15 protein-coding genes are annotated in these 21,908 nt (G+C 50.2%); 8 read left to right on the top strand and 7 right to left on the bottom strand.

Features of this window, described 5'->3' with window-relative positions; genetic code table 11:
- Window positions 1-240 precede the first annotated feature (240 nt).
- A complete protein-coding gene (locus IGW03_RS25200) occupies window positions 241-1,650 on the bottom strand; it encodes a sulfite oxidase (protein WP_194725293.1) in 1,410 nt (469 codons plus the stop codon).
- Between the two features lie 434 nt (window positions 1,651-2,084).
- Here IGW03_RS25200 and IGW03_RS25195 point away from each other — a divergent pair, with 434 nt between their 5' ends.
- Entirely contained in the window at window positions 2,085-2,591 is a 507-nt protein-coding gene (locus IGW03_RS25195; protein WP_194725292.1) for a hypothetical protein, read from the top strand.
- A gap of 48 nt (window positions 2,592-2,639) precedes the next feature.
- Here IGW03_RS25195 and IGW03_RS25190 read toward each other — a convergent pair whose 3' ends face one another.
- The 3 genes from IGW03_RS25190 to IGW03_RS25180 all read right to left on the bottom strand — a co-directional run bounded on the left by IGW03_RS25190 (window position 2,640) and on the right by IGW03_RS25180 (window position 5,559).
- Window positions 2,640-2,891, bottom strand: coding sequence for a hypothetical protein (locus IGW03_RS25190; RefSeq protein ID WP_194725291.1), 252 nt, complete (start codon window positions 2,889-2,891; stop codon window positions 2,640-2,642).
- An 845-nt stretch (window positions 2,892-3,736) separates the two neighbouring features.
- Window positions 3,737-4,945: an MFS transporter gene (locus IGW03_RS25185; RefSeq protein ID WP_194725290.1), complete on the bottom strand. Its 1,209-nt coding sequence runs from the start codon at window positions 4,943-4,945 to the stop codon at window positions 3,737-3,739.
- The gene (locus tag IGW03_RS25180; protein ID WP_194725289.1) at window positions 4,942-5,559 is read right to left on the bottom strand and encodes a Chromate resistance protein ChrB; all 618 of its coding nucleotides are present in this window, start codon (window positions 5,557-5,559) and stop codon (window positions 4,942-4,944) included. Before IGW03_RS25180 ends, IGW03_RS25185 begins: the two co-directional genes overlap by 4 nt.
- Window positions 5,560-5,698: 139 nt before the next feature.
- Between IGW03_RS25180 and IGW03_RS25175 the strand changes: the two genes are divergently transcribed.
- The 4 genes from IGW03_RS25175 (at window position 5,699) to IGW03_RS25160 (ending at window position 11,699) form a co-directional block, all read left to right on the top strand.
- Window positions 5,699-6,025, top strand: coding sequence for a hypothetical protein (locus tag IGW03_RS25175; protein WP_438943678.1), 327 nt, complete (start codon window positions 5,699-5,701; stop codon window positions 6,023-6,025).
- 488 nt (window positions 6,026-6,513) lie between these two features.
- Entirely contained in the window at window positions 6,514-9,183 is a 2,670-nt protein-coding gene (locus IGW03_RS25170) for a bifunctional diguanylate cyclase/phosphodiesterase (RefSeq protein WP_194725288.1), read from the top strand.
- Between the two features lie 782 nt (window positions 9,184-9,965).
- Window positions 9,966-10,604, top strand: a complete 639-nt coding sequence (locus IGW03_RS25165) for a tetratricopeptide repeat protein (protein ID WP_194725287.1) — start codon at window positions 9,966-9,968, stop codon at window positions 10,602-10,604.
- Window positions 10,605-10,817: 213 nt separating this feature from the next.
- Window positions 10,818-11,699, top strand: coding sequence for a hypothetical protein (locus IGW03_RS25160; RefSeq protein WP_194725286.1), 882 nt, complete (start codon window positions 10,818-10,820; stop codon window positions 11,697-11,699).
- A 114-nt stretch (window positions 11,700-11,813) separates the two neighbouring features.
- Here IGW03_RS25160 and IGW03_RS25155 read toward each other — a convergent pair whose 3' ends face one another.
- Window positions 11,814-14,669: a PAS domain S-box protein gene (locus tag IGW03_RS25155; protein WP_194725285.1), complete on the bottom strand. Its 2,856-nt coding sequence runs from the start codon at window positions 14,667-14,669 to the stop codon at window positions 11,814-11,816.
- A gap of 382 nt (window positions 14,670-15,051) precedes the next feature.
- On the opposite strand from IGW03_RS25155, the gene IGW03_RS25150 reads away from it, so the two are divergent.
- The gene (locus tag IGW03_RS25150) at window positions 15,052-15,444 is read left to right on the top strand and encodes a response regulator (protein WP_194725284.1); all 393 of its coding nucleotides are present in this window, start codon (window positions 15,052-15,054) and stop codon (window positions 15,442-15,444) included.
- A gap of 93 nt (window positions 15,445-15,537) precedes the next feature.
- On the opposite strand, the gene IGW03_RS25145 is transcribed toward IGW03_RS25150, so the two are convergent.
- Complete coding sequence (locus IGW03_RS25145; protein ID WP_194725283.1) at window positions 15,538-18,249, bottom strand: bifunctional diguanylate cyclase/phosphodiesterase; 2,712 nt, start codon at window positions 18,247-18,249, stop codon at window positions 15,538-15,540.
- 199 nt (window positions 18,250-18,448) lie between these two features.
- On the bottom strand, window positions 18,449-18,958 hold the full coding sequence (gene lspA / locus IGW03_RS25140; RefSeq protein WP_194725282.1) for a signal peptidase II: 510 nt from the start codon (window positions 18,956-18,958) through the stop codon (window positions 18,449-18,451).
- 374 nt (window positions 18,959-19,332) lie between these two features.
- Here lspA and IGW03_RS25135 point away from each other — a divergent pair, with 374 nt between their 5' ends.
- Complete coding sequence (locus IGW03_RS25135) at window positions 19,333-19,683, top strand: DUF1488 family protein (protein WP_194725281.1); 351 nt, start codon at window positions 19,333-19,335, stop codon at window positions 19,681-19,683.
- Between the two features lie 485 nt (window positions 19,684-20,168).
- Window positions 20,169-21,830, top strand: coding sequence for a PAS domain-containing protein (locus IGW03_RS25130; protein ID WP_228536075.1), 1,662 nt, complete (start codon window positions 20,169-20,171; stop codon window positions 21,828-21,830).
- Window positions 21,831-21,908 lie beyond the last annotated feature (78 nt).

The raw sequence follows: 21,908 nt of genomic DNA, 5'->3' as shown, positions 1-21,908 counted from the left end.
AGTGGCTGCGGTTTGTTAAATAACCGTAGCTTTGTGGCATGGGGATATCTAAGCTAACACTTGTGAGTGACATCAATCATTAAGATACATAATGAATTTTTTGCGCCGCAATAAAAAACGCCCGCTGCCCATGAGGAAAGGCAGCGGGCGAACGGACCACCGCACACGTCAAACGCCGCGGTGGACTCAGGGAGGTTCTACCGATTATATGGCCAATATACAAACCGCTGTCACCTGAATTCAGCGTGGTTTCGCTATCTGGTTTGATACGTTTGGAATAATAGGCGCCTCCGCTCCCTTTACTGCGACGCGAGCTTTCGATGGCACATCCGGTTGTGCACCGCCGATGCCCTCCTGAACAGTAACAGCAATACGCTGAACCCCATTTACCCCCATGCCCTGCCTATTCCATTGGTCATTTGGGTCAATGGGCTGTTGATTCCCTTCCTCATCTGTAGCCCGGCATGCCAGGATGTAGTCTCCCGGTTCACTGACAGTCCACTCGAAGTGCCAGTGCATCCAGGCAAAGCGGTCCTCCAGCGCGCGCACTAAGGTTGCGTTTTTCCAGGACTTGGCGTCGTCTGTACTCACTTGTACGTTTGTGATGCGGCCGGAGCCCGACCAAGCCATCCCTTCCAGCATATGGGTCCCTGGCGCAACATATCTCTGACGAGTGATGAGGTCCGGAATACCGGGTGGCCGCATGACGGAATGTACCCGCTTGACTTGTACAGGCTCACCACGCTCGCCTTTTTGCTGCTGGTACCGATAGACCTTTTCTTGCTCAATGCCTTTGAATGGCTGATTGAGTACGGTGATTGCCCGCAGCCACTTGACGCTTGCCATCCCGTACCAATGAGGAACGACCAAGCGCAGCGGGAAACCATGTTGTGGCAACAGGGGTTGCCCGTTTGCTTCCCATGCCAGCATGACGTCATCACGCATGGCGTCTTCTATGGGCAAGCTACGTTCAAAGGCATGTTCAACCCCCAGGTCAATTCCTGTATCCCAGCCCGTGAAGAGTACTTCAACAGCATCCTCGAGCAAGCCTGCCTGCTCAAGGAAAGGGCGCAATGGAGTGCCGCCCCACTGATAGGTGCCTATCGCTTCCTTGAACCAGGGGACATAGACTGCGCGCGGGTGTAGAGTTGAACGCCCCGTGCCTGCACACTCCATCGTTACTGCTTGCGTCGTCTTCGGTCCGGATTTGATGTCGTCCAGATTTAAGCTGAATGGCTGTTTGACACGTCCGCCAATAGCCACTGAGTAGCCGTTCGCTTCAAGGTCGGGAATATCAAAATGGATGAGCAGGTAATGGCAGCCCAAAGGGGTAATTGGCCGACTTAACAGCTCGGCTTGCATGCCATGGTTTCGGAATGCAAGCACTGTTTCAGGTGCGCTAAAGACATGTGAGGCATCTTGAGGGTCTGGCCGCAATGGAGTGGGTAAATCGGTGACCGTAGTACATGCAGATGGCGTTTGCTGCAGTGGATTGCCGGTTGTGACTTGCGTCGAGGCGCGGCCGGCAACAAGAGCTGCTGCCGCTGCGGTGCTTCTGATAATAAACTGACGCCGGTTCCTGGCTATTGCGGGCAAGTCGTCTGGTTTAACAATGGGTTCGTCTTGGACGATATTATTAGAAGTAGTCATTGGGTCCTCCGGTTAAATGAAGTACCCCCTTTGCCACCCTTCAAAGCTCAACATAGTAAAAAACTATGCAGGTTCACCAATAATCAGTAACTAACTGATGCAAATCAAGGATAACCAACATAGCGAAATGATGCGTGGAAGCTACTTGTTGAGAGGAATTGTCTATTGCAACAATAGTTTTCCTATATGAATCCGTTGCAATCTAGCAGTGTTATGATGCCTTGCATCATTGAAGGGTAGTTTCCCTTCGTCCATGAAGGGTTTGCGTCAATACACTTTGCTCATAGTCCATGGTGCGAGCGTCGCAGCTGGACTTGGCATATCTACCTGCTTGGTGGTGGTAAAAGCTTGGGATTCTACTGACTGAACCATTGCGCCAAGTTTTCTGAAATAATGAAAGCAATGGTCCTGTTCTAACCGTTATCCAGAACGAAATGGAATCTATAACCGTCTTTTTAAATCGTCTTGGACCTATCTTTTGGAAAGCTTTGCCGGCACTTTCTTTGATGTCCAGCATAGAGAGTTTTGCAGGTGACTTGCAGAAGGAAGCCTCCTCTTTACGCGTACGTGTCAATAACAATATGGTGCTCGGCGAGGCGGACCTGCATCGAATGACATTCAAAAGCGATGCTGCAGCGATGGCTGCTTTTCGCAAGAACGTTATTCAGATTGGACAGGGCGGCAGCGTTCAGCTTCAAGTTGAAATTGTTGAAGCCCAGGGAAAGGCCACCGATGTCACACGAAGCGCTAAAACAAAATACGCGTCACTCTCGCCATGGAAGCTGAAGGTGAACCCTGAGGGCTTGGTAACAATAGCTCCGAGCGAACCATATCTCTCTGGCCAAGCGGGCACGATGGCTGGTGACACAGCGGTTTTCATCTCATACGAGACTGACACGTCCGCAATATGGAACAAGGTTTTCTTTTCTATTACTCACTGATGCTGGTGTTGTCCAGCCAAAGCGATGCCACTCTTCAAAATGACTTAGTTAGTGAATAGCATGTTTGAAGCTAGAAACTGCTATAAGGTTGTCTTCGCTTTCGTCAGTTTCCTGCTTGGCTACCGCAACCGCCGCTTGAATCGTGAATCCGACCTGCTCAATATCACTACCTTTCTGACTTATGGTTGTGTTCTTTTCTAGGGCCGCTTCAATTAAACGTTCAGAAACGCAATCGGCGCTTCCCGCCAAAATTAGGGCCAGCAAGAGTGGTTTCCCTATCATAAATTGCTCGTTAAACATAGCGTCTCCTTTTTTATAAGACCATGGAACGTACACATCCCCTCCGAAGGAGAATCGCCTGATGCGACGCATATGGTTATAGGGTACGTTGGTACCCAAGGATTTCAACTTGGCTGCTATTGGGTTGAGCTAGGAAATGCTGGTTTTTCGCTCGTACTCAATTAGTCACCACTTATGAAATCCAGTTTGAATTTTATGTGTTGTGTTTGAATCTGTAGATAGTCCAAATGACGTACAAATGTCAGATTGGTTCCAACAGAAGAATTTTGGAAATACGCTTGATGTGGGCGCAGTCAACCATTAGACAAGGCTGATGGCTACATCACATGAACCAAAGAATATGGGATATCCTTCTTTGCGGCAACTGCAGTAGAAGCTTGGTTTCGATGTACTGAAGATTGGCAGGTCGCTCCAGCAAAAATAGAAATCGCCGGGAGAAGAGTCCTTGTCGCAGTAATGGCTACGATGGCCCGTGCACTAGGATTGATTGACGTGGCTGAGGGAGAGAGGAAAAAAACATCAAATAGGTAAGGCTTCTTGTTCTGATGCAACAACCTGAATACGGCCTTCTTTTTTGGCTTTGTAAAGGACACCGTCGGCACGCCTTGAGGCTAAAGACAGCATCAAGCAGACCAAGCTGGTCGACCTGCATGTCTGGTAAGTTGGCCAGCGTTTCTATTCCTGCGCGTTAAGCGTAGTTACCGAGGATACGAGTCTTACCGCCAACAAGATTCGAGAGGAGTTGTCGATACATGAGGAAATTGTGCACTCCACGATTGAAGTTCATTATCTGACCGGCAAGCCCTGACAATCCAAGGGTTTGGAAGGAAGAATTGGCCGCCGACTTAACTTACAGGTCTTTCTTCCTCGGGCGGTGGCACCTTTCTGCACATCGCCAATAGCAGCAAATCGTAGGTAATCTTCAAGCCGCCGGCGACTACCAGCGGCCAGCCGAAGGCGGAGGCGCTCAACATATAGCCAGCTATCATAGGACTGATGGCTGACGCCAGACTTCGAGGTACCGCGGTAACACTGGCCGCGGCGGCGCGTTCTTCTGGTGGAACAACAGCCATGACATAGGAGCTCCGTGTCGGGACGTCCATCTGGGAGAGCGCACTTCTTGCCAGAAGCAAGGCTATCGCCCATCCGAGCGTCGGCATGAAGGGAACAAGCATCAGGAAAATGCTGGACGGCAAGTGGGTGAACACCATAGTGTTGACCAGTCCGATACGGTTGGCAATCCGGACCGCAACTAGGTAGGAGAAAGCAGACAGCACCCCGGTCCAAAAGAAAATCGTTCCCGTCACAATGGTGGACAGCTCGAACTTTTGATACAGCCACAGGGCAACGAGCGACTGAACCACAAAGCCGCCCCCGAACGAGTCAAGGCTGAATAACGCGGCCAAGGTAAAAACGATTTTTCTTGATTTACGCAGAGGCGCCGCAGTTACCTGCTCACCGGTGTCTGCATGCTTGGGAATATGGCGGTAGATAAGGGCGCACACTACGCCTATTAGGCCATACAGGACAAACAGCGCTTGCATGACCAAATGCCTGTCGACTTCAAGTTTGGTTACTGCATAGTCCGGAACAGCTGCGAAGAGCGCGCCGACCGCGGCGAGCAGCGACCCAATCAGGCTATAGCGCGCAAACACTGCTGTCCGCTGCTTGTCCGGCACGGCACGCGACAACAATGCATGTTCAAGCGGAAGGAAAACGCTGACGTCCCCGCTTGACGGATTGAGCGTTCCGACTGCTGCTACGACCAGTAAGGGCCAAAAACCACTGATGGTTGCAAAGCCGCCCCCCGTCGCAGCCATGAGAGCAGCAGCGGCTAATAACAGGGTGTGCGATTGGAATCGCCAAGCATGCAGCCCAACAACTAGCGTGAGGATGCCGGAACCAAGCAACGTCGCCGTTGCAATGACGCCAACTTCGAGCGGCCCCATTCCGAGTGAAATGAGGTAAATCGGCAGCAGCAGGCTGATGTATCCGTCAGCAAACGCTCGGAGGCCCCGTACCCAGAGGATTCGTGTCAGGAGCGGATTAGTCATTGCTTGGCAAGGCTGTCATACGCGAAGTCGTCGAACAAGGTGACGCTGTCAGCCTTGGTCCAAACTCCGACTCGCCCAGCATCCAGAATATGGCTGTCGCTGGTTTCTATGCACGACTTTCCATTCAGTGAGACTTGGATAGCAGTGGCTGCTTCCTCGAAATCAGCCCAAGCTGCTTCAGCATCGAGGGAAGCCTGGTTTGAAAAGAAATTGTTACGCAGGATGGCATCGCGTTCCTTGCGAAGACGCTTGAGGGTCTTTGTGATTTCTGCCGGTGTTTGAGGCGGAAGCGCTTTTCGAGCCTGAGTCAATCCAGGAACTATTTCGACGTGTTTGGAAGAGCAGTCGAACAGCGCTTGGTATGCTTGGTTGTCGCTCTCCGACCGCGGCACAACGTCAAGTACCCACGCCTGTCCACCTTCACGGTTTATCTGGGTCGCAAACTCAGCCAAAGCGTCTGCGTGTTCTTGACAGTCAACAAGAAGATAAGCGCCGTCTCGCAGTGCGATACAGCCGAGACCCTTAATACCTCGCCAAAGGCGCATTCGAATAGTCGCTCCTGAAGTTGGTAAAGACGCTATCAGCAGCAGCCATTTAGATTCGTCATCATGCATGTAGCAGATTCTACAAAACGTAGAATCATTTACAGAAAAAAATTTACTGTTAGATGAAGAAACACCTTGTTACCGTTTTTGCACCCTAGTTCTAGTTCAACGGAGTAGACGTGGCTAGGATGGGAAGAAAAACCTTCAAATGACGATGAAAAATCTTTCTATCTATTTACTTTCTGCAGCGATTCTTCTTCCTATATCTGCGCTGGCAGACTCGGACAAAGACGAAAGTTGGCACGGTAAGGGGCGTGGTCATGGCCATGACCGGCGTGAATACAAAGAAGAGTATTGGGAGGGCAACTGCAAGGTCGAGCGAAAATTCAAGAAGGATGGGGAATATAAAGAGAAACGCAAATGCAAAGAACCGCGTCATGGTTACTACGCACCTGCGCCGGTCTATGTTCCAGCACCTCCGCCCGTTGTAGTTGAACCAGGAATTACCATCCACGGTACGATGAGGGTGCCCTAATCGAAGTACCGTCACTTACAAGAAGAACCCGCATGCAATTCTGCCAATGCGGGTTTTTCTTTGTAAACATGTAAAAAGGAAGAACTGACTATTATGCGCGGGCTCGATAAAGAGATGTCGACCTGAGTGCCGCTTCAGATTGGAATCTTTGCAATGCTAAACCCGTAGACTTTTATGCATAGCGGAGTCTTTCACATCGATGGTTGCAGTACTCTTCTGCACCAGTACGTCATTTGCGAAGACATTATGCGGCCAGATTACTCCTATTATGTTGGCAGGTTGATGTATCTTAAAAGTGGTTTCAGTTTGCTGGCTTGATGCTCGTGCACTAAAGCAATGCCGAGAACCATAGTCTTTGGCATTGGCTGGCTGTCTCTAGTAAACGGCTTTACTTCCAGCTCACGTTACAATTGATGCGAGAATATCCATTCAAATGCACGGCACGAACGTGATATGCCTAGGTGCATTCCAAAATCAATGCATCAACCATGACGGCTGTTACACATTTCTTGCGGCGGCGCATCTTACCTATTCTGTCGCAGCGGCAGCACCTAGTTGTTGTCGTGATGCTGCCGCTCATCTCACTATTTCTGGCAGCCATCGCGTGGTCTAGTCTTCTGAATACTCTTGAAAGCAAGAAATTCCAGGCGATAAAAGATATCTATGCTCATGCAGAAGGGTTGGCTCAAAGCTACGCTGAACGCCTAGATAGAACAATTGATGGTTTCAACCGCATTCTTATTCACGTGCGGCATGACTGGGATTTATCGAAAGGTGCCACTAAGCTCGAGAAGGCTGACGAAGTAGGAATATTTCCTCGTGATGCCGTCGTAGTAGTTGCCATTTTTGGTGAGCAAGGAAGTGTCCTCACTAGCTCTCACCCGAGTAAGTCGCAGTTTACCGTCTCTGACAGACCATATTTTCAGTTTCATAAGTACATAACTGAGGACCAACTGCTGATAGGCCAGCCCATGCGCGGGCGCTTTTCCAATGAGGAAGTCATATTGCTGTCTAGGCGTCTTCATCCAACAAGCACTGATTTTAAAGGAGTCGTAGTTGCGGGTATTCGCCCAGAGTTTTTAACGGCAAACTATTCAGTAACCACCTTTGGTGAGCACGGTTACCTAGGAGTCCTTGGCGTAGACAAACAGATACGAGTCGCTCGGATAGGTAATAAGGTAACTGCAGTTCAATCAGCAGACCCGGTGACATCGTTTTATCCCGATGCAGATAGTGAACGAGGCGTTACGCAACTAGAAGGAAAAAGATGGTTCGCAGACGAGCGAAATCGTTTTGTAGCATGGCGGAAGGTAAAAGGAACGCAACTCATTGCAATCGTCGGCTTAGATGAAGCGGAAATGCTTGCTCATTTCGAATCCGAGCGGAGCAATGCGCTAGCCAACGCCTATTGGAACACGCTTGGGTTAGCTGTATTTACCCTGATGGCAATGGGATTTGCGCACGTCCTCCTGCGCAGGAAATCTGAGTTGGAATCAGCACGCATAGCGTATCGTGCTGCGACCGAAGAAGGCGTAGATGGTTTCTATATCAATCGGCCGTTACGTGACAAGGATGGCCGAATCTATGATTACCTTGTTGTCGACTGTAATAATCGCGGCGCAGAGATATTCAAGTTACAACGCCATGACCTTATCGGTAAAACCATCTCCGATTTCTACCAAGGAGCAGTGAAGGAGGCGGCATTTGCGCGTCTTCAGGAAGCGCTCGAAAAAGGAGTGCACGAAAGCGAAGTCAAAGTGTCCGAGCGTGACCGGCTAGATGCAGAATGGATAAACTACAAAGCGGTTCGCTCCGGCGACGACTTGGCGGTGACCATACGCGATATAAGCGAGAACAAGGCTCATCTCCAGGAACTCGAAAGGCGGGGTAACGAGGATGCCCTGACAGGACTGCCTAATCGTCATTGGATACAGAACCACTTGCCATCTGCAATTGCACGTGCAAAGGAATCTAATACTACGATTGCACTGCTTTTCGTCGATATTGATGGATTTAAAGCAGTTAATGATGCACTCGGACATACGGCCGGAGACGAACTACTCAAGATGATTGCTAGCCGGTTAAAAAGGACCGTCAGACCTCACGACCATGTCGTTCGGCTCGGGGGAGACGAGTATGTAGTCCTCGTTGAAGGGGCTGGCCGAGACGAGGATGTGAAACGCGTCGCCGAACGAGCTCTGAATGTTTTTAAAGAAGGCTTTCACTTGGCAAGCCAAAACCATACTATCGGTGCGTCCATCGGCATCAGCATCTATCCACGTGATGGTACCGATGCTGAAACACTGCTCAAGAATGCCGACATTGCAATGTATGCTGTAAAGAAGGAAGGAAAGAGCAACTACCAGTTTTACCAGCATCACTTCTACGAAGCTCTTAAGAATCGCTTGAATCGGGAAATCGAATTGCGTCGTGCTATTGAGCTTGATGAATTCGAAATGTACTACCAGGCTCGGGTCAATATCCAGGATAGGTCCGCTTCGAGCATGGAAGCCCTAGTACGCTGGAATCACCCTACAAAGGGGATTATCAGTCCAATTGAATTTATACCTTTGGCAGAAAGTACGGGGCTTATTCTTCCGCTCGGCACCCTCATTATTGAAAAGGTGTGCCAGCAGCTTTCGGTATGGGCACGCGCCGGGAAATCTATCGTGCCTGTATCTATCAATGTGTCGCCAAGGCAGTTCAATGAATCGAACATGCTCGATGTTTTCACCTCAGCACTTACGCGGTATAGCATCGAACCTGAATGGGTTCAAATTGAGATAACCGAATCGATGATGATGCAGGAAACAGGACATGACGTAAACGTCCTGACCTCGCTGCGCGATGTGGGTATCAAGCTTTGTCTGGATGATTTTGGAACAGGATATTCCTCGCTCTCTCAATTACAAGAACTTGATTTAGATGTATTGAAGATTGACAGAGCTTTTACCGCCACGATTGAAAATGAAGAAGGTAAGGTGCTTGTCACAGCCATGATTATGATGGCGCATGCATTAGGAATGCTAGTTGTTGCGGAAGGGGTCGAGTCGGAAAATCAAATGAAAATCCTCCATGAGCTCAACTGTGATGAAGCTCAAGGGTATTACATCTCAAGACCCTTGCCGGCTCACCAAGCCCAGTTATTGTTTTCTTAGACGGGCTAAGAAAGAGGGCTATGCCACCTTCTTGTCCGTGAAATAGATATTGGTCTCACCAACTGGCATCGGACGTGCCAAATAGACGTGGGCTGGGTCTGCATTTGAGACGTTCGCACAGTATGGGCAAACGACTTGACCCGGCACGCAAGAAAGTGCGGGATGCATCTCATAGGCCGATACACAAAATTGCTTGCGGCATTTCCGGCTTCGACACGTTAGTATTATTGTCATTTTTGCATGCCTGTCACTACTAGGCGACGTAGTCTCTTTCAACCAGCAATGATACAAATAGAAGAGGTAAAAATGTTGACTGTAGTCAACATTTTTACCTCTGCCTTTACACTTTCTGACAAGCATTTTTCAGACATAGAGATGTTTCTCTGCGTTCCTTCTATTGCGCCTACTCAGACATATCTCTGCAAACTTGTCATTCTTTACATTCTCTTACCGTTGAAACATCGATTTAGCTGACCGGTCTAACTCACACGGTTACCCTGCATTCAAGAGTACAAAAGTTCTGCGGAGGCTAAGCATGGGTAGTCGAATCGAGAAGCCTCATGCAGGTGACGTTGTATTGTGTGTAAACAAATCATGTAGAAAACGGTATCACGCTGTTGGGCTCATTCCGACGATTTCCAGAGCCGAGAGACTTGGGAGGATATCTTGCCCTTACTGCGGCCAGTCACACCCGGCCGCTAAAGAGTTTCTCTGGATTGGTCTCCGTCGAATGTAGCCTCGCTTCCTACTTTATGCATGAACCTTCATAGAAGCGGTTGGCTATGCGTAAGCAAGCTTTGTGTCTCGCTCTTCTGGTTGCCTTACCGGTCCTCCAGGAAAGCATATCGGCGCCGGCGTACTTGATGCCGATGTTTGGCGGTCAGGCGAGGCGTAGTTCTGCTAATGAGGAGAAAGCGCTTGTAGCCACCTACGAGAAACGTGGATTCACAAGACAAGAGGGAGCACGGGAGCTCCTTATTACGGGTTGGAATGCATTAGAAAAGAAAGACTATACCAATGCCATATCCCAGCTAAATCAGGCTTGGCTTCTCGACCCTGAGTACGCAGATGTTTATCACGGATTTGCGCTTATCGTCGAACGTCGCGATAAAGATGTAAAGACTGCTGAATCGCTCTATCGCCAAGCGCTCAACAAAGACGACGTCGCACCCGAAACATACGTCGATTATGGCCGGCTGCTTCTACTTCAAGGACGTGCCGACGAGAGTCGTGAGGTCTCATACAAAGCGCTGGACGTCTCACCCAGAGTACGGGACGCGCGGGTAAATATCGCACAAGCGCATTATCGACAGGGGAACTTTGTGAAGGCGTGTCGATGGGCTAAGAGCGCACAGCAGAATGGTGACAATCTACCTAAGGGCTTCCAAGACGAAGCCTGCACTCACGCAGATAGCGGTTGACGCGAAACGTCTCTCGGTTTCGTTGTGCGAAACAGTTGTCCTCAACTTTGACGAAAGTCCAAAATCACGTCGTCCAGCCTAGCTACATTGCTGTCTCACGTTTTATCTTCGGCATGCGATTTGCTGTATGTCGTGCGTCATTGCCCATGTGATTCGCAGGTAGATGACGGCTATCAAAAAAACGAGACAAGGACGGAGATGAGACAAAAGTTAATGCAATATACGAAGAAGGTGGCGGTACTTGGTGCTGGAGTTCTTTTGAGTACTGCAGTATGGGCTCAGACGAATTTTGCGATGACATATAACGGTGCTAGCCCTTCCGGCGGCGAGTGCTCAAGTACATATAACATCGTGGGCATGGAGCCGACAACGCCGGGAAAACACCCGGTCTTTGTATATATGGTGGGTACTTGGGAAAATTTTACCAATGCTTCGGCTCTTGAAGCTGTCAAGAGGATGGCAGCAAAAGGCTATGTCGCAGCCACCGTCGAGTACGGTAATTCGGCTTTTGGTAGCTGTGACGTCATCGGCTCAAAATCGAAGTGCATCTTCGACCCTAATAATGCCGCAAGTGCGATTACCCAAATCTGCTCTCGCAAGGGAGCAGATTGCCGTAAGGGGCTAGTGGTCGGTGGTTTCAGTCAAGGTTCTATTATGGCTGTCCTGGCGAAGAACTATGACGCACGGGTGCAAGCGGCATACGGGCTTGGCACCGGTGTGCAATATGCTTCCACAGATTTACGACAGTGTATGACCAACGGAAATCACGTGCTGCCCAATGACCGTCTACGCATCGTCAACGGCGAAGCCGATGAATTTATGGGTGGAAATCAACTGACTGTCCGCAGCCAAATGCAGGAAGTGACCGGGCTTAATTGTGGTCTCACGGCAAACGGCTGCGTCAATCCAAACGGTAGTGGCTGGCATATGGTCCAGCAACTCCGGATGACCAGTGGCTTGGCAGACCACTGCTACATGCGTTCGGCTGGCTGCGGCAGTAGCGAAGACACCCTTCAGCCGGCATGGCAATCCGGAGGTGAAGCTTGGCAGCTCGAAGAAAACCTGCAATGGCTGACTAACTTCACCGCAAAATAATTTTGTTCGTACCAGTAAGCGTGAAACCAATTGGACTACCAACGTCATCGGCGTTGGTAGTTCTACTTTGCTGCAAAAGCAATGTCTTTTATGTCCATGGAATGCATCTAGGCTTCAAAATTGAAGGTTGGACGCTTCCAAAAGTTCTTTTAGCTTTTCCAATGTGACTGGTTTCACCCAATGCAGGTCAAAGCCAGCGTCAAAGGCAAGCTCTTTGTCTTTCTCTTGCCCCCATCCTGTAACAGCAATGAGTAACGACCGCGATGTGCTTCCTTGTTGCTGTGCCCGAATGCGACGCGCAGCTTCGTAGCCATCGATACCAGGTAAACCAATATCCATGAGGATGATGTCCTGATTGCCGGCACCAGCCGCTGAGACAGCCGTGAGCCCATCATGTGCAATATCGACCTCGTGTCCGAGTATGCGCAGGATTTCTCCGGTCGTCAGAGCTGCATCCACATTGTCGTCAACGACGAGGATACGCTTCTTCTCTGTTGCTTGGACCGCCGAAGTTGATAGGATTCCGCCAAGTTCACTGGCAGAGGCTGGCAAGGGCATATCCAAAGGTAGCCTGACTATAAATGTGCTTCCTTTTCCTGAGCCATCGCTAAATGCCTCGACCTTACCGCCATGAAGCGACACGATGCCTTCAACCAAGGCCAGCCCAATACCCAGCCCGCCCTCGCTGTACTGAAGTGGATGATTGACCTGGGTGAACAGGTTGAACACGTTCTTGAGCATGTCAGATGGGATGCCAACACCGGTATCTCGTATCGATACAACGTAATCTGAGTCGACATGTTCAAGGATGACGGATATCTGGCCGCCAGTCGGGGTGTATTTTGTTGCATTCGACAATAGGTTTGAGAAAACTTGTGTCAAGCGAACATGGTCTGCATGAATCGGTGTGGCTTCACCAGGCAACGTTAACGAAAGGCGGTGTCCCCCTTTCTCCATCTGCGTACTGCATGTCTCAATGGCATTGTTCAAAATGCCAGCAAGGCTTGATGCTTCCTTCTTGAGTTCGATTTTTCCGTTAGAGATGCGGGCAACATCCATTAGGTCATCTACCAAGTGCGTGAGATGGCCTGCTTGCCTCTCCATCATCTTGATGTACTTTGTGACCTTTTCCTTGTCATCAGGTGTAATCGTCAACAGGTTCAATGCGCTCACGATTGCGGCAAGAGGATTACGCAGTTCGTGGGAGAGGGTCGCGAGAAACACGTCCTTTGCCTGGTCAGATTCTTTGACTGCACGATAGAGATTAGCGTTTTCTATCGCAATTGCGGCTCTGCGGCCGAGCTCCTCAGCCAATATCAAATCCGCTTGCTCGTAACGTCGGCCAGATTCAGCAGCGAAAAATGTGATGACGCCCATAGTCTTACCACGTGCAGTCAGCGGCACGGACAAGAATGAGCGGATGCCCACTTCCCGCATGATGGTCAGGCGCTCTGGCTCCTTGATGTATTGGGCCAGTAGCTCGTCCGTCAGCTCATGAACCATCTGTGGCCGACCGGTACGAACCACGCTCCAGATGCCTTGTGATAACTTCGGGTCAGGAGGGAAGCGGTGATGGATTTCCAAGGCAAGCCTGACCTTGGATGGGTCCACGTGTGCCACTGCAACCCGGCGCAGGGTGTCTTCGCCTTCCAGAATGTCAATGGCGCACCAGTCAGCAAAGAACGGCACAGCAAGATATGCCAGGCGGTCAAGCGTGCTCTGCGGGTCAATCAGCTGTGCAAGTTCGTTGCTGGCGTGAGCGAGGAATTTCGAGTCTTGTTCAGAACGCTTCTGTCGCGTGATATCGACGCTGACACCGACCATATAGGCAGGCTTATCTGATTCATCGAAGAACATCTCGCCACGCGCTTCAATCCAGTGAGCGCTTCCATCGGGCCAGACAACACGGTACTCGGCATGATGGTTCTTGCCTTCCGAGACGGCACGCTCCATGACATCAACTAGCTTTCGCCTGTCGTCCGGATGGACATGTTCGACATAGTGTTCAACGGGGAACACCATGTTTTCATCAGCTGGAGCAATCCCGTGTACTGCTGCGGCGCCGTGCAGCCACACAATCGTGTTTGTCTGAATATTCCATTCCCAGGCGCCCATTTCACCGGCCGCCATGGCAAGTTGCAGTCGGGCTCTGCTGGCAAGACGCAATTGCTCGGCCTGTTTTTTCTCGATTGTGATGTCGCGTCCGTTCGCATACACAATGCCTTCTTCCGGTGCTGCACGCCAGGCAAACCAGCGATAGGAGCCGTCCTTATGCTTTAGTCGAACCTCGAAACGCTCAACAGGGGTCCGGGATGCCGTTGTGATGGCGTCACTGGTCGCCGGTATATCGTCGACATGCACGAAGGGGGCAAAGTGTTGGCCGACCAGTTCATTCAGCTCGTAGCCGAGTGTCGAGGTCCACGCAGGATTGACAGTACGCACGATGCCATCTGCTCCAATCGAGAGCATCAAGTCGAGGGAATTACGCCAGACGCGGTCACGTTCTTGTGTTCGAGTCGTGACTTTGTCTTCGAGCTGCTCGTTCTGGTCAACGATGTCGATAATGGCAAGCTTCTGTTCGGTCTGGTCGCGGAGGACTTTTACGAACCCGATAAGCTGGCCAGTATTGCCCTTCAGAGGCATCATTTCACCGGACGCCCAGAAGCGTTCTCCCGATTTGCGGACGTGCCAGCGTTCGTCCATGCCGCGTCCGAATAAGCGAGCTTGCTGCATCTCTTTCTGGGGCTGGTGTACTGCCGCATCCTCCGGCGTGAAGAATCGAGACACGTGCTGTCCGACCATCTCTTCCGCCGTCCATCCCAGAATCCGACAGGCGCCTTCGTTCCAGCGCAAAACGTGACCAGCAGAGTCCATTGCAATTACCGCAAAGTCGGTAATGCTTTCAAGAATGAGATTGTCTAGGGACGTAGCTGAGCTAACCTGAAACTCGGCAGGAATCGTTACTGACATTCGCGTTACTTTGAAGGCAAAAAATGGATAGAGACGCTCACGGCGCTGGGGTGGGGTCTCGAATCCTTTCGAGCGTTACTGACATTTCCCCGTACGGTTATGTGGTACAGAGAAGAACTCTTTTCAAGAAATTTCTGAATATGGCCGTCTCAATGGGGCGTTCAAGAAATATTTCGTAGAATCAATAAGTTGGGAAATTTCCAGAGGCGTAATTCTACATTGATTGCCGTAAAAATGAGTAGGCAGGCCACCACTTGCAACGCTTCAGTTGGCATATAACGACATCGTTTCAGTTCTGGTGCGTGTGCCAATACGAAGATGAACTTCTAGTAACCTATACGCTTTATGTCATCCGTGATTTCTTGGAAACAAGGCCGCATTCTTGCGCTCCCTTTTCTTCGTCCTCTTTGGAATGACCTCAGCAAAACGATTGCGTGTTCTCGTTGTCGACGAGAACCAGATTGTCGCCGATACAGTTGCGGAGATGGCAACCGCAAAAGGACACTATGCCGTTCCGGCTTCAATAACGTCGGACATAGATGAAGTTTTACAGACGACCGCCTGCGACGTTGTCATATTTGACGTCGAGTTGCTACCTCCGGGTGGCAGCGTTGACTGCCTGACGTCGCTTCGTCACCGCTATCCGGCAGTGAAGATTGTGGGGACCAGTAGTACTCAAAGAAGGGCCACGCGGAACCTGAGATTGGATTCATTTTTAGGCAAGCCATTCGCCCTCAATCAACTTGACGCAGTCCTTTCGGACATCACTTCCTGACGAATTCGCACTTCCTGACGAATTCGACGGATACCTACCTACGTCGCGACCAATGGTAATGGGCGCCTAGGTCGAGCATGACTGTTTGCATAATCAGGCAGGCATAAGCCGCCCTGGACCGCGTGACCCAGGAAGCAGAAACCGCTTGATTAACAAGTTTGCCATGTCGTTGGCTGTCACAGCCTTCGAAACAAGAAAGCCCTGGACTTCGTCACACTCCAGGGACCGTAGCATTCCCAACTGGTCGGAAGTCTCGACACCTTCTGCTACGACACACATGTTGAGGGCGTTAGCCATGGACATAATGGCGCCAAACAGAAGCCGTCCCTCATCGCCTTCCGATAGTGCTCTGGTGAACGCCTTATCGACTTTCAAGACATCGACGTCAAGTCTGTGCAATTGGGCCATGGAGGAGTAGCCGGTTCCAAAGTCGTCAATCATCAACTTGATGCCTAGTCCCCGTAGTGCTGCCAGCTCTTTCGTCACAACAGTGCTCCTGTCAATCACGGCCGACTCGGTAAGTTCCACCTCAAGGGTGTTTGCTGGAATGCCATACCTTTCGACGCAGGCTCGGATAAATGGGCTTAGGGTGCCGGATTTGAGCTGATGTGATGAGACGTTCACCGAAACGGGCACTACCGTCAGACCTTCAGCCTTCCATCTTGCAATTTGACGGCAGACCTTGTCGATGACAATTTCACCGATGCTGACAATGAGGCCAATGTCCTCCGCGACGTCGATAAACTCGGAGGGGTACACCAGTCCTCGGTCAGGGCGCTGCCAGCGTATCAGCGCTTCCATACTGGTAAGTCGTCCTGAAACGAGCCCGACGCGCGGTTGGTAATGCACTACGAATTCATCATTTTCAACGGCTTCACGCAGCGCTCGTTCCTTGCCGAGCCGGAGAATGAGCGAGTCAGACAAATGAGTATGGTAGAACGCATAGCGTCCTTTACCCGCGGCTTTGGCAGCATACATGGCGACGTCGGCATGCTTCAGGAGCAGCTCCGCATTATCTCCGTCTTGGGGGTAGACGCTAATTCCAATCGAGGCGTTGATTTCATTGCCCATGCTTGCCGTTAGCGTATAAGGCAGGCGTATCTTATCGATGATGACCTTTGCTACCTTGGCAACGTCTTCGACGACGTCAATGTGGTCAAGGATTACGACAAACTCATCACCTCCAAGCCGTGCGACATGGTCACTAACCCGTACTGAATCCCGAAGTCGCTCGGCCGCTTGCACTAGAAGCTCGTCACCGGCCTCATGGCCCAAGGTGTCGTTCACGTTCTTGAAGTTGTCCAGGTCGATGAACAGCACGGCGAGATGGGCAGTCCCATTCTCCGCGCGCTCAACCGCGGTTGGCAGATAGTTGTTTAGCCAGTTTCGGTTTGGTAGTTTGGTCAGTGTGTCGTTGTTCGCGAGTCGTGCGAGCTCTTGAGCCTTTTCCTTTTCCTCTGAAATGTCTCGGACGGTAAGGGCGAGACCAGCACGGGACCGTACAATGCGTCGGTAGACCCACCTTGCTCTAAACGGACTTTGCGACGGAATCCTAATTTCCTCCTCTGCAAAACCCTTTGTCAGACCTAGATGGCATAAGCGCAGGAGCTCTTCTCTGAACGATGTCGACTTCAGTGAAGAGACTGTCTTTCCAAGCAATCTCGCCCTAGTTGTGCCAACCAAATCTGCAGCTCGGTTGTTGCAATCGTCCAGTCTGAAATCAATGACTTTACCGTTGGTGTCGTGAAGAGGGCGCAACATGTAAAAGCCCTCGTTCGCGACATCGGTAGCGAGACGATAGGTTTCACGCGTCTCATCAATTTCTCTCTTCCGCGTTACATGATGTGCAGAAAAATTAGCGGCACCGAATCCAAAGACCAATAGAAAAATGGTTGTTAGCGCTGCGAAGTCACGGTATTTTCGGGTCTGGTCGTCGACATAAGCAGTGGCTTTGGCGAGCGAGAATCCAGCGAGAGCAACCAGAGGGTAGTTATCAATTTTTCTCCACGCGACGTATCGCGCATGTCCGTCCTTGAATCGCTCCACCGGCTCAAGAACTATTCCCTCACGTGTTTGGAAAATAGGGTCGGTACGGTAGAAAATTGGTGTAGATGCGTTGTCGCTGCCGCCTACCTTGCTTGCAATTAGAGGGCCAGTGGCTAGCCGAACTGAGACAAAGTCATTCTCGCCTTGTAGGGCGTTCTTTTGAAACGTGACTAGGTAATCAGGTTCGACCGACACGACTGTTATCCCATCAAAACTGCCGTCAGGATTATTCAACCGTCTGGAGAAGCGCACAATTGAACGGCCCAGCAATACACTAGGACTCGGCGGAGAAATCAGCAGCCCTAAGCAACAGTTAACCTGGTGCATTTTGTAGTAAGGAAGGTGTGCGATGTTTCCGCTGCGAGGGGCACCCAGAATGGTGCTAGTCACCAAATCGCCATCGGCATCAAAGATGTTTGCATAGAGAAGCTGGCTGGGAGGAAAAAGCCCATACTCTTGGTCCTTCTCCAAATTTACAGGAATATTTGGGTCTTCCCAATGATGCTTGAGCCGTAGCGTTACTTGACTAATTTGCTCGGTCATATGACCCAGCTGTTGGGCGTAGGAGTCAGCTGTCGAAGTGGCGCGTTCTTGTACCTGACTGACGGCTTCAACTTTGATTCTCTTAATCTCGCTCTCTGTGTATATCCAGAGCAAGCCGGCAAGACACAGTGCAAGTGCTGGCCACAAAAGAACGAGTGCCCATCCTTTTCCCCCAAGTGGCAATGATTGCTGTGATGTAAAAGTGGGATACTCCATGTGCTCACAGTGCTGTGTAGACTCATATGTACTGAGACTTTCTCTGATGTGAAGTTCGCATTGAGAGAAGTTGAGGAGCAAAAGCAAGGCCGCCACCCAAGAAGAAAACTGCCCTCCGCTGAAATGAAGACCGCCTAGAAAGGCCGTAACAAGCTAAGGGCTGCCATCCCTTCATTGAAGTATTGCCGTATTAGGTTTCCTAGCTCTGTACTGCAGATTTTTCATTCTTGGGTGTGTTTGGTACCTTAGCCGTAGCCAAAGTGATTGCTCCGGCTACGATGGCACAGTCGGCGAGGTTGAAGACAGGCCAATGCCACCCTGCCCAATGCAAGTCTATCCAGTCAATCACCGCTCCTCGGACCATCCGGTCGTAAAGATTGCCGGCAGCGCCGCCCACGATGAGAGCAAACGCAACGCGTAGTGTTCTTGTCAGCGAATCATTGAAAAGCATTCCGGTGCCAAGCCAAGCGATGACAGCAAAGGCAAGTGCGGAGAAGAAATAGCGCTGCCATCCTCCAGCATCACTCAGAAAACTGAATGCAGCGCCGGGGTTGAGCCAATGTCCGAGATTGAAGAAAGATGTTACCGCAACCGATTCGCGTAAGGCGAAGGAGCGAAAGATGGCTTCCTTGGTCGCAATATCGATAGCGAAGACAAAAATCGCCACAGCAACTGCTAGTTTCCTAGCAGTCTGATTTGATAAGGTCATGGCATTACCTTGATATTTGTATCCAATGTAAATCAAATTATGGCTTTACCGAGTCTGCTGTGACTGACTATTCAAAACAGAATTATCCATTTGCCTCTTTTTTGCACATTGGAAAATAATTTATATCTTTCAATGACTTGCATCTGCTTTCATAAGTTTTCCACAGATTTGGCCACAGAAACAGGGGAGAAACTGAAAGGGCCAAGTTGCTAGATTCGGTTTTTGTTCGCCGGTCGCATTAGCTGATTGCTGCAAACAATCTTGTATCGGCTTGTTGCATTTCATGAAATGCATATCGTGGGTGGTCTAGCATGTAAGTAGAACAAATGTGCGCGACAAAATTTCAATCGAAACGCGATAGCCAGGAGGAATTTATGGACAATACAACACCCGTACGTCCGACTCCGGATGGCGTTACTTTCTCAGTCAACATCGGCGCGCACGAAAGGGAATGCTTAATTTCACGTGAAGCCCTTGATACGCTTTCACAACTCAAGAACATTGACAGCTCGGACGCAGATACGTTGGAGCTCTTCAAAGCCTTTGAAACCTTCATTCGACCTGTGGCGCAGTCAATTTTTGGCGGAGCAGTTCACCAAACACCGCTCCTGCTAACCTCCGAAAATCTGAAGAGTGCTTACCGTAGTCCTATGGAATTCCAGTCTGCAATGTGTATGACGGAGTTGGTTTCCCAAACCGGGGCTAGAAAAAATTGCGCTCCTTGATACGTGTTTTCCCCAATAGAGCGCTGAAACAACTTATAGCAAAGTCATTGGGCAGTTCGAAAGAATCCATTTCCGTAGAGAGGTGGAGGAGACAGGAGAAAGCCCACACTTGCAAAGGTGTGGGCTTTTTACTTTTCAACTGTTTGGTCGTTGCATAAAAAAGCCCACGCACTGCAGCCGATGGGAGCGTGCATGGGCTAAATCCCCGTTGGGGGGAGGAGACACCTGAAGCCTTGCAAATTACGAGCCAGTCGCTCCCACCCTTTTCTCGTCTATGACTCCTCAATAGGGTGACGCCGTTCGCCTGACTGCTGCGGTTAGACATCCCTTGCCAGCTCAAGGCCAAGTCATATCTCTTGTTATCGCTGCCAGTGCAAAATTGCAAAAGCGTCTATGGAAAACGATACGCCAACCGGGTATATTGATTTCTCTATAGAAACTATGCGTTTGTAACCATCGCGCTATAAGGTCGACAACTACTTGTCATGCCATCCTATATTTCAAATGCGCAACCGCTAGTCCGACGTCTCGCTGACTCTGCCAAATTACTGGTTTGGATGACTGATACGTCCGACCACTGTGTTTTTCTGAATGCCAATCCAGAATTTACGATTGGTGAAAAAACAAGCCTTCACATCAATGAATGGTTTGCTTGCATCCATCCTGATGACCGCGCACGTTTACGCCCAAGCTTCATTAAGGTAAAAGAAGAGCGAACCGGCTACCAGTTTGAGTACCGTATTGTCCGGAGCGACGGTTCAATTCGGTGGATGATGGGTTCCGGTGTTCCAAGAACGTCCGATAACGGTGATTTTCTTGGCTACGTTGGCACCATTGTTGATGTCACAAGCCAGCATGAAACGCTAGAAAAACTGGCGAAGAGCGAGGCGGCTCATCGCCTCCTTACTGAGAATAGTTCGGACCTGATTAGCCATCATGAACCCAGTACCGGATTGTTCCGATATGCTTCTCCATCAATTTCACGTTTGTTAGGGTATGCTCCAGATGAACTTGCTACGTTAAGTGTCTATTCCCTCATTTCGCAAGATGATGAGCAGGCAATCCGGAAGGAAGTTCGGATGCAGATTGAATATTGCAGCCCGAGTAAGCTGGTTGAATTCCGTATTCGCGCAAAGAATGGACGATTCTACTGGTTAGGTACCAAGCTTAAGGTAATCAAGTCACCACTCAGCGGAGGCAATACAGGTGTTGTCGCAGTGTCGCGCGACATCACTGCCGAGCGGGAGGCTAGAGAGCAACTACGGCATAGCGAAGAGCGGTTTCGCAGCCTTATCAAGTTATCGTCCGATTGGTACTGGGAGACTGATGCGGAAGGACGCTTTACGTCAGTGTCTGCCGCTATTGAGCAGATATACGGTCTCTCAGCTAAAGCTTTGATTGGCCAGACTCGTTTCGACAGAGCTATTCATCAGGACGACCCGGGAATACGCGAATACGTTGAAAAAACAAATGCCCGAGAACCGTTCAGAGATATAACGTACACCGCCTACGGAGGCCAATGCTCTGAACCGTGTCACGTCCGGATATCTGGAGAACCAATATTCCAAGACGGCGAATTCAAAGGCTATCGCGGCACCGGACGGGATGTAACAGCAGAAGTTAAGACTAATCGACGCCTAAGTCAGCTTGCTGCAGCAAACACCGCACTGATTGAGAATTCCGTTGATTTGATGGTCCTGATAGCCGGTGATGGCACCATCCTTCGCATCAATCAAGCTGTGGAGAAAGTGCTGGGCTATACGCCCGAAGAAATTACAGGACGAAAGTACCAAGATTTTTTGGTTCCGGGCGAACTAGAACGCACGCAACTCATTGAAAAGCAGCTCCTAAAAGGCATACCGATTCTGAATTTCGAGAACCGATGGTTCCGTCAGGACGGGAGCATCATCCACTTTTCATGGGCTGGGCAGTGGTCGACCGCTCAGAGTGTACTCTACGTCACTGGCCGCGATGTCACGGAGATGGTGAACACAAGGCAGGAAGCGGCAAAATCGAGACAAGCGCTAATAACCATGCTCGATAGTATTGGTGACGCATTCTATGCGTTGAGTACTGATTGGCGGTTTAGCTATGTCAATGGAGCAGCCCCCATTTCAATCGGACATCGTGCTTTTCATAACGCCTAGGAATAGACCTAGGCATATGACTATGTCTTGGAGTAGAAATGGAAAGTATCGAGGTCGTAACCAGCGTCCAGCGCCGCA

This window comes from Noviherbaspirillum malthae, from assembly GCF_015352985.1.
Lineage (GTDB): Bacteria > Pseudomonadota > Gammaproteobacteria > Burkholderiales > Burkholderiaceae_D > Noviherbaspirillum > Noviherbaspirillum malthae.
The sequence above is the reverse complement of the archived record's forward strand: the minus strand, read 5'-3'. Positions and strand labels throughout refer to the sequence as shown.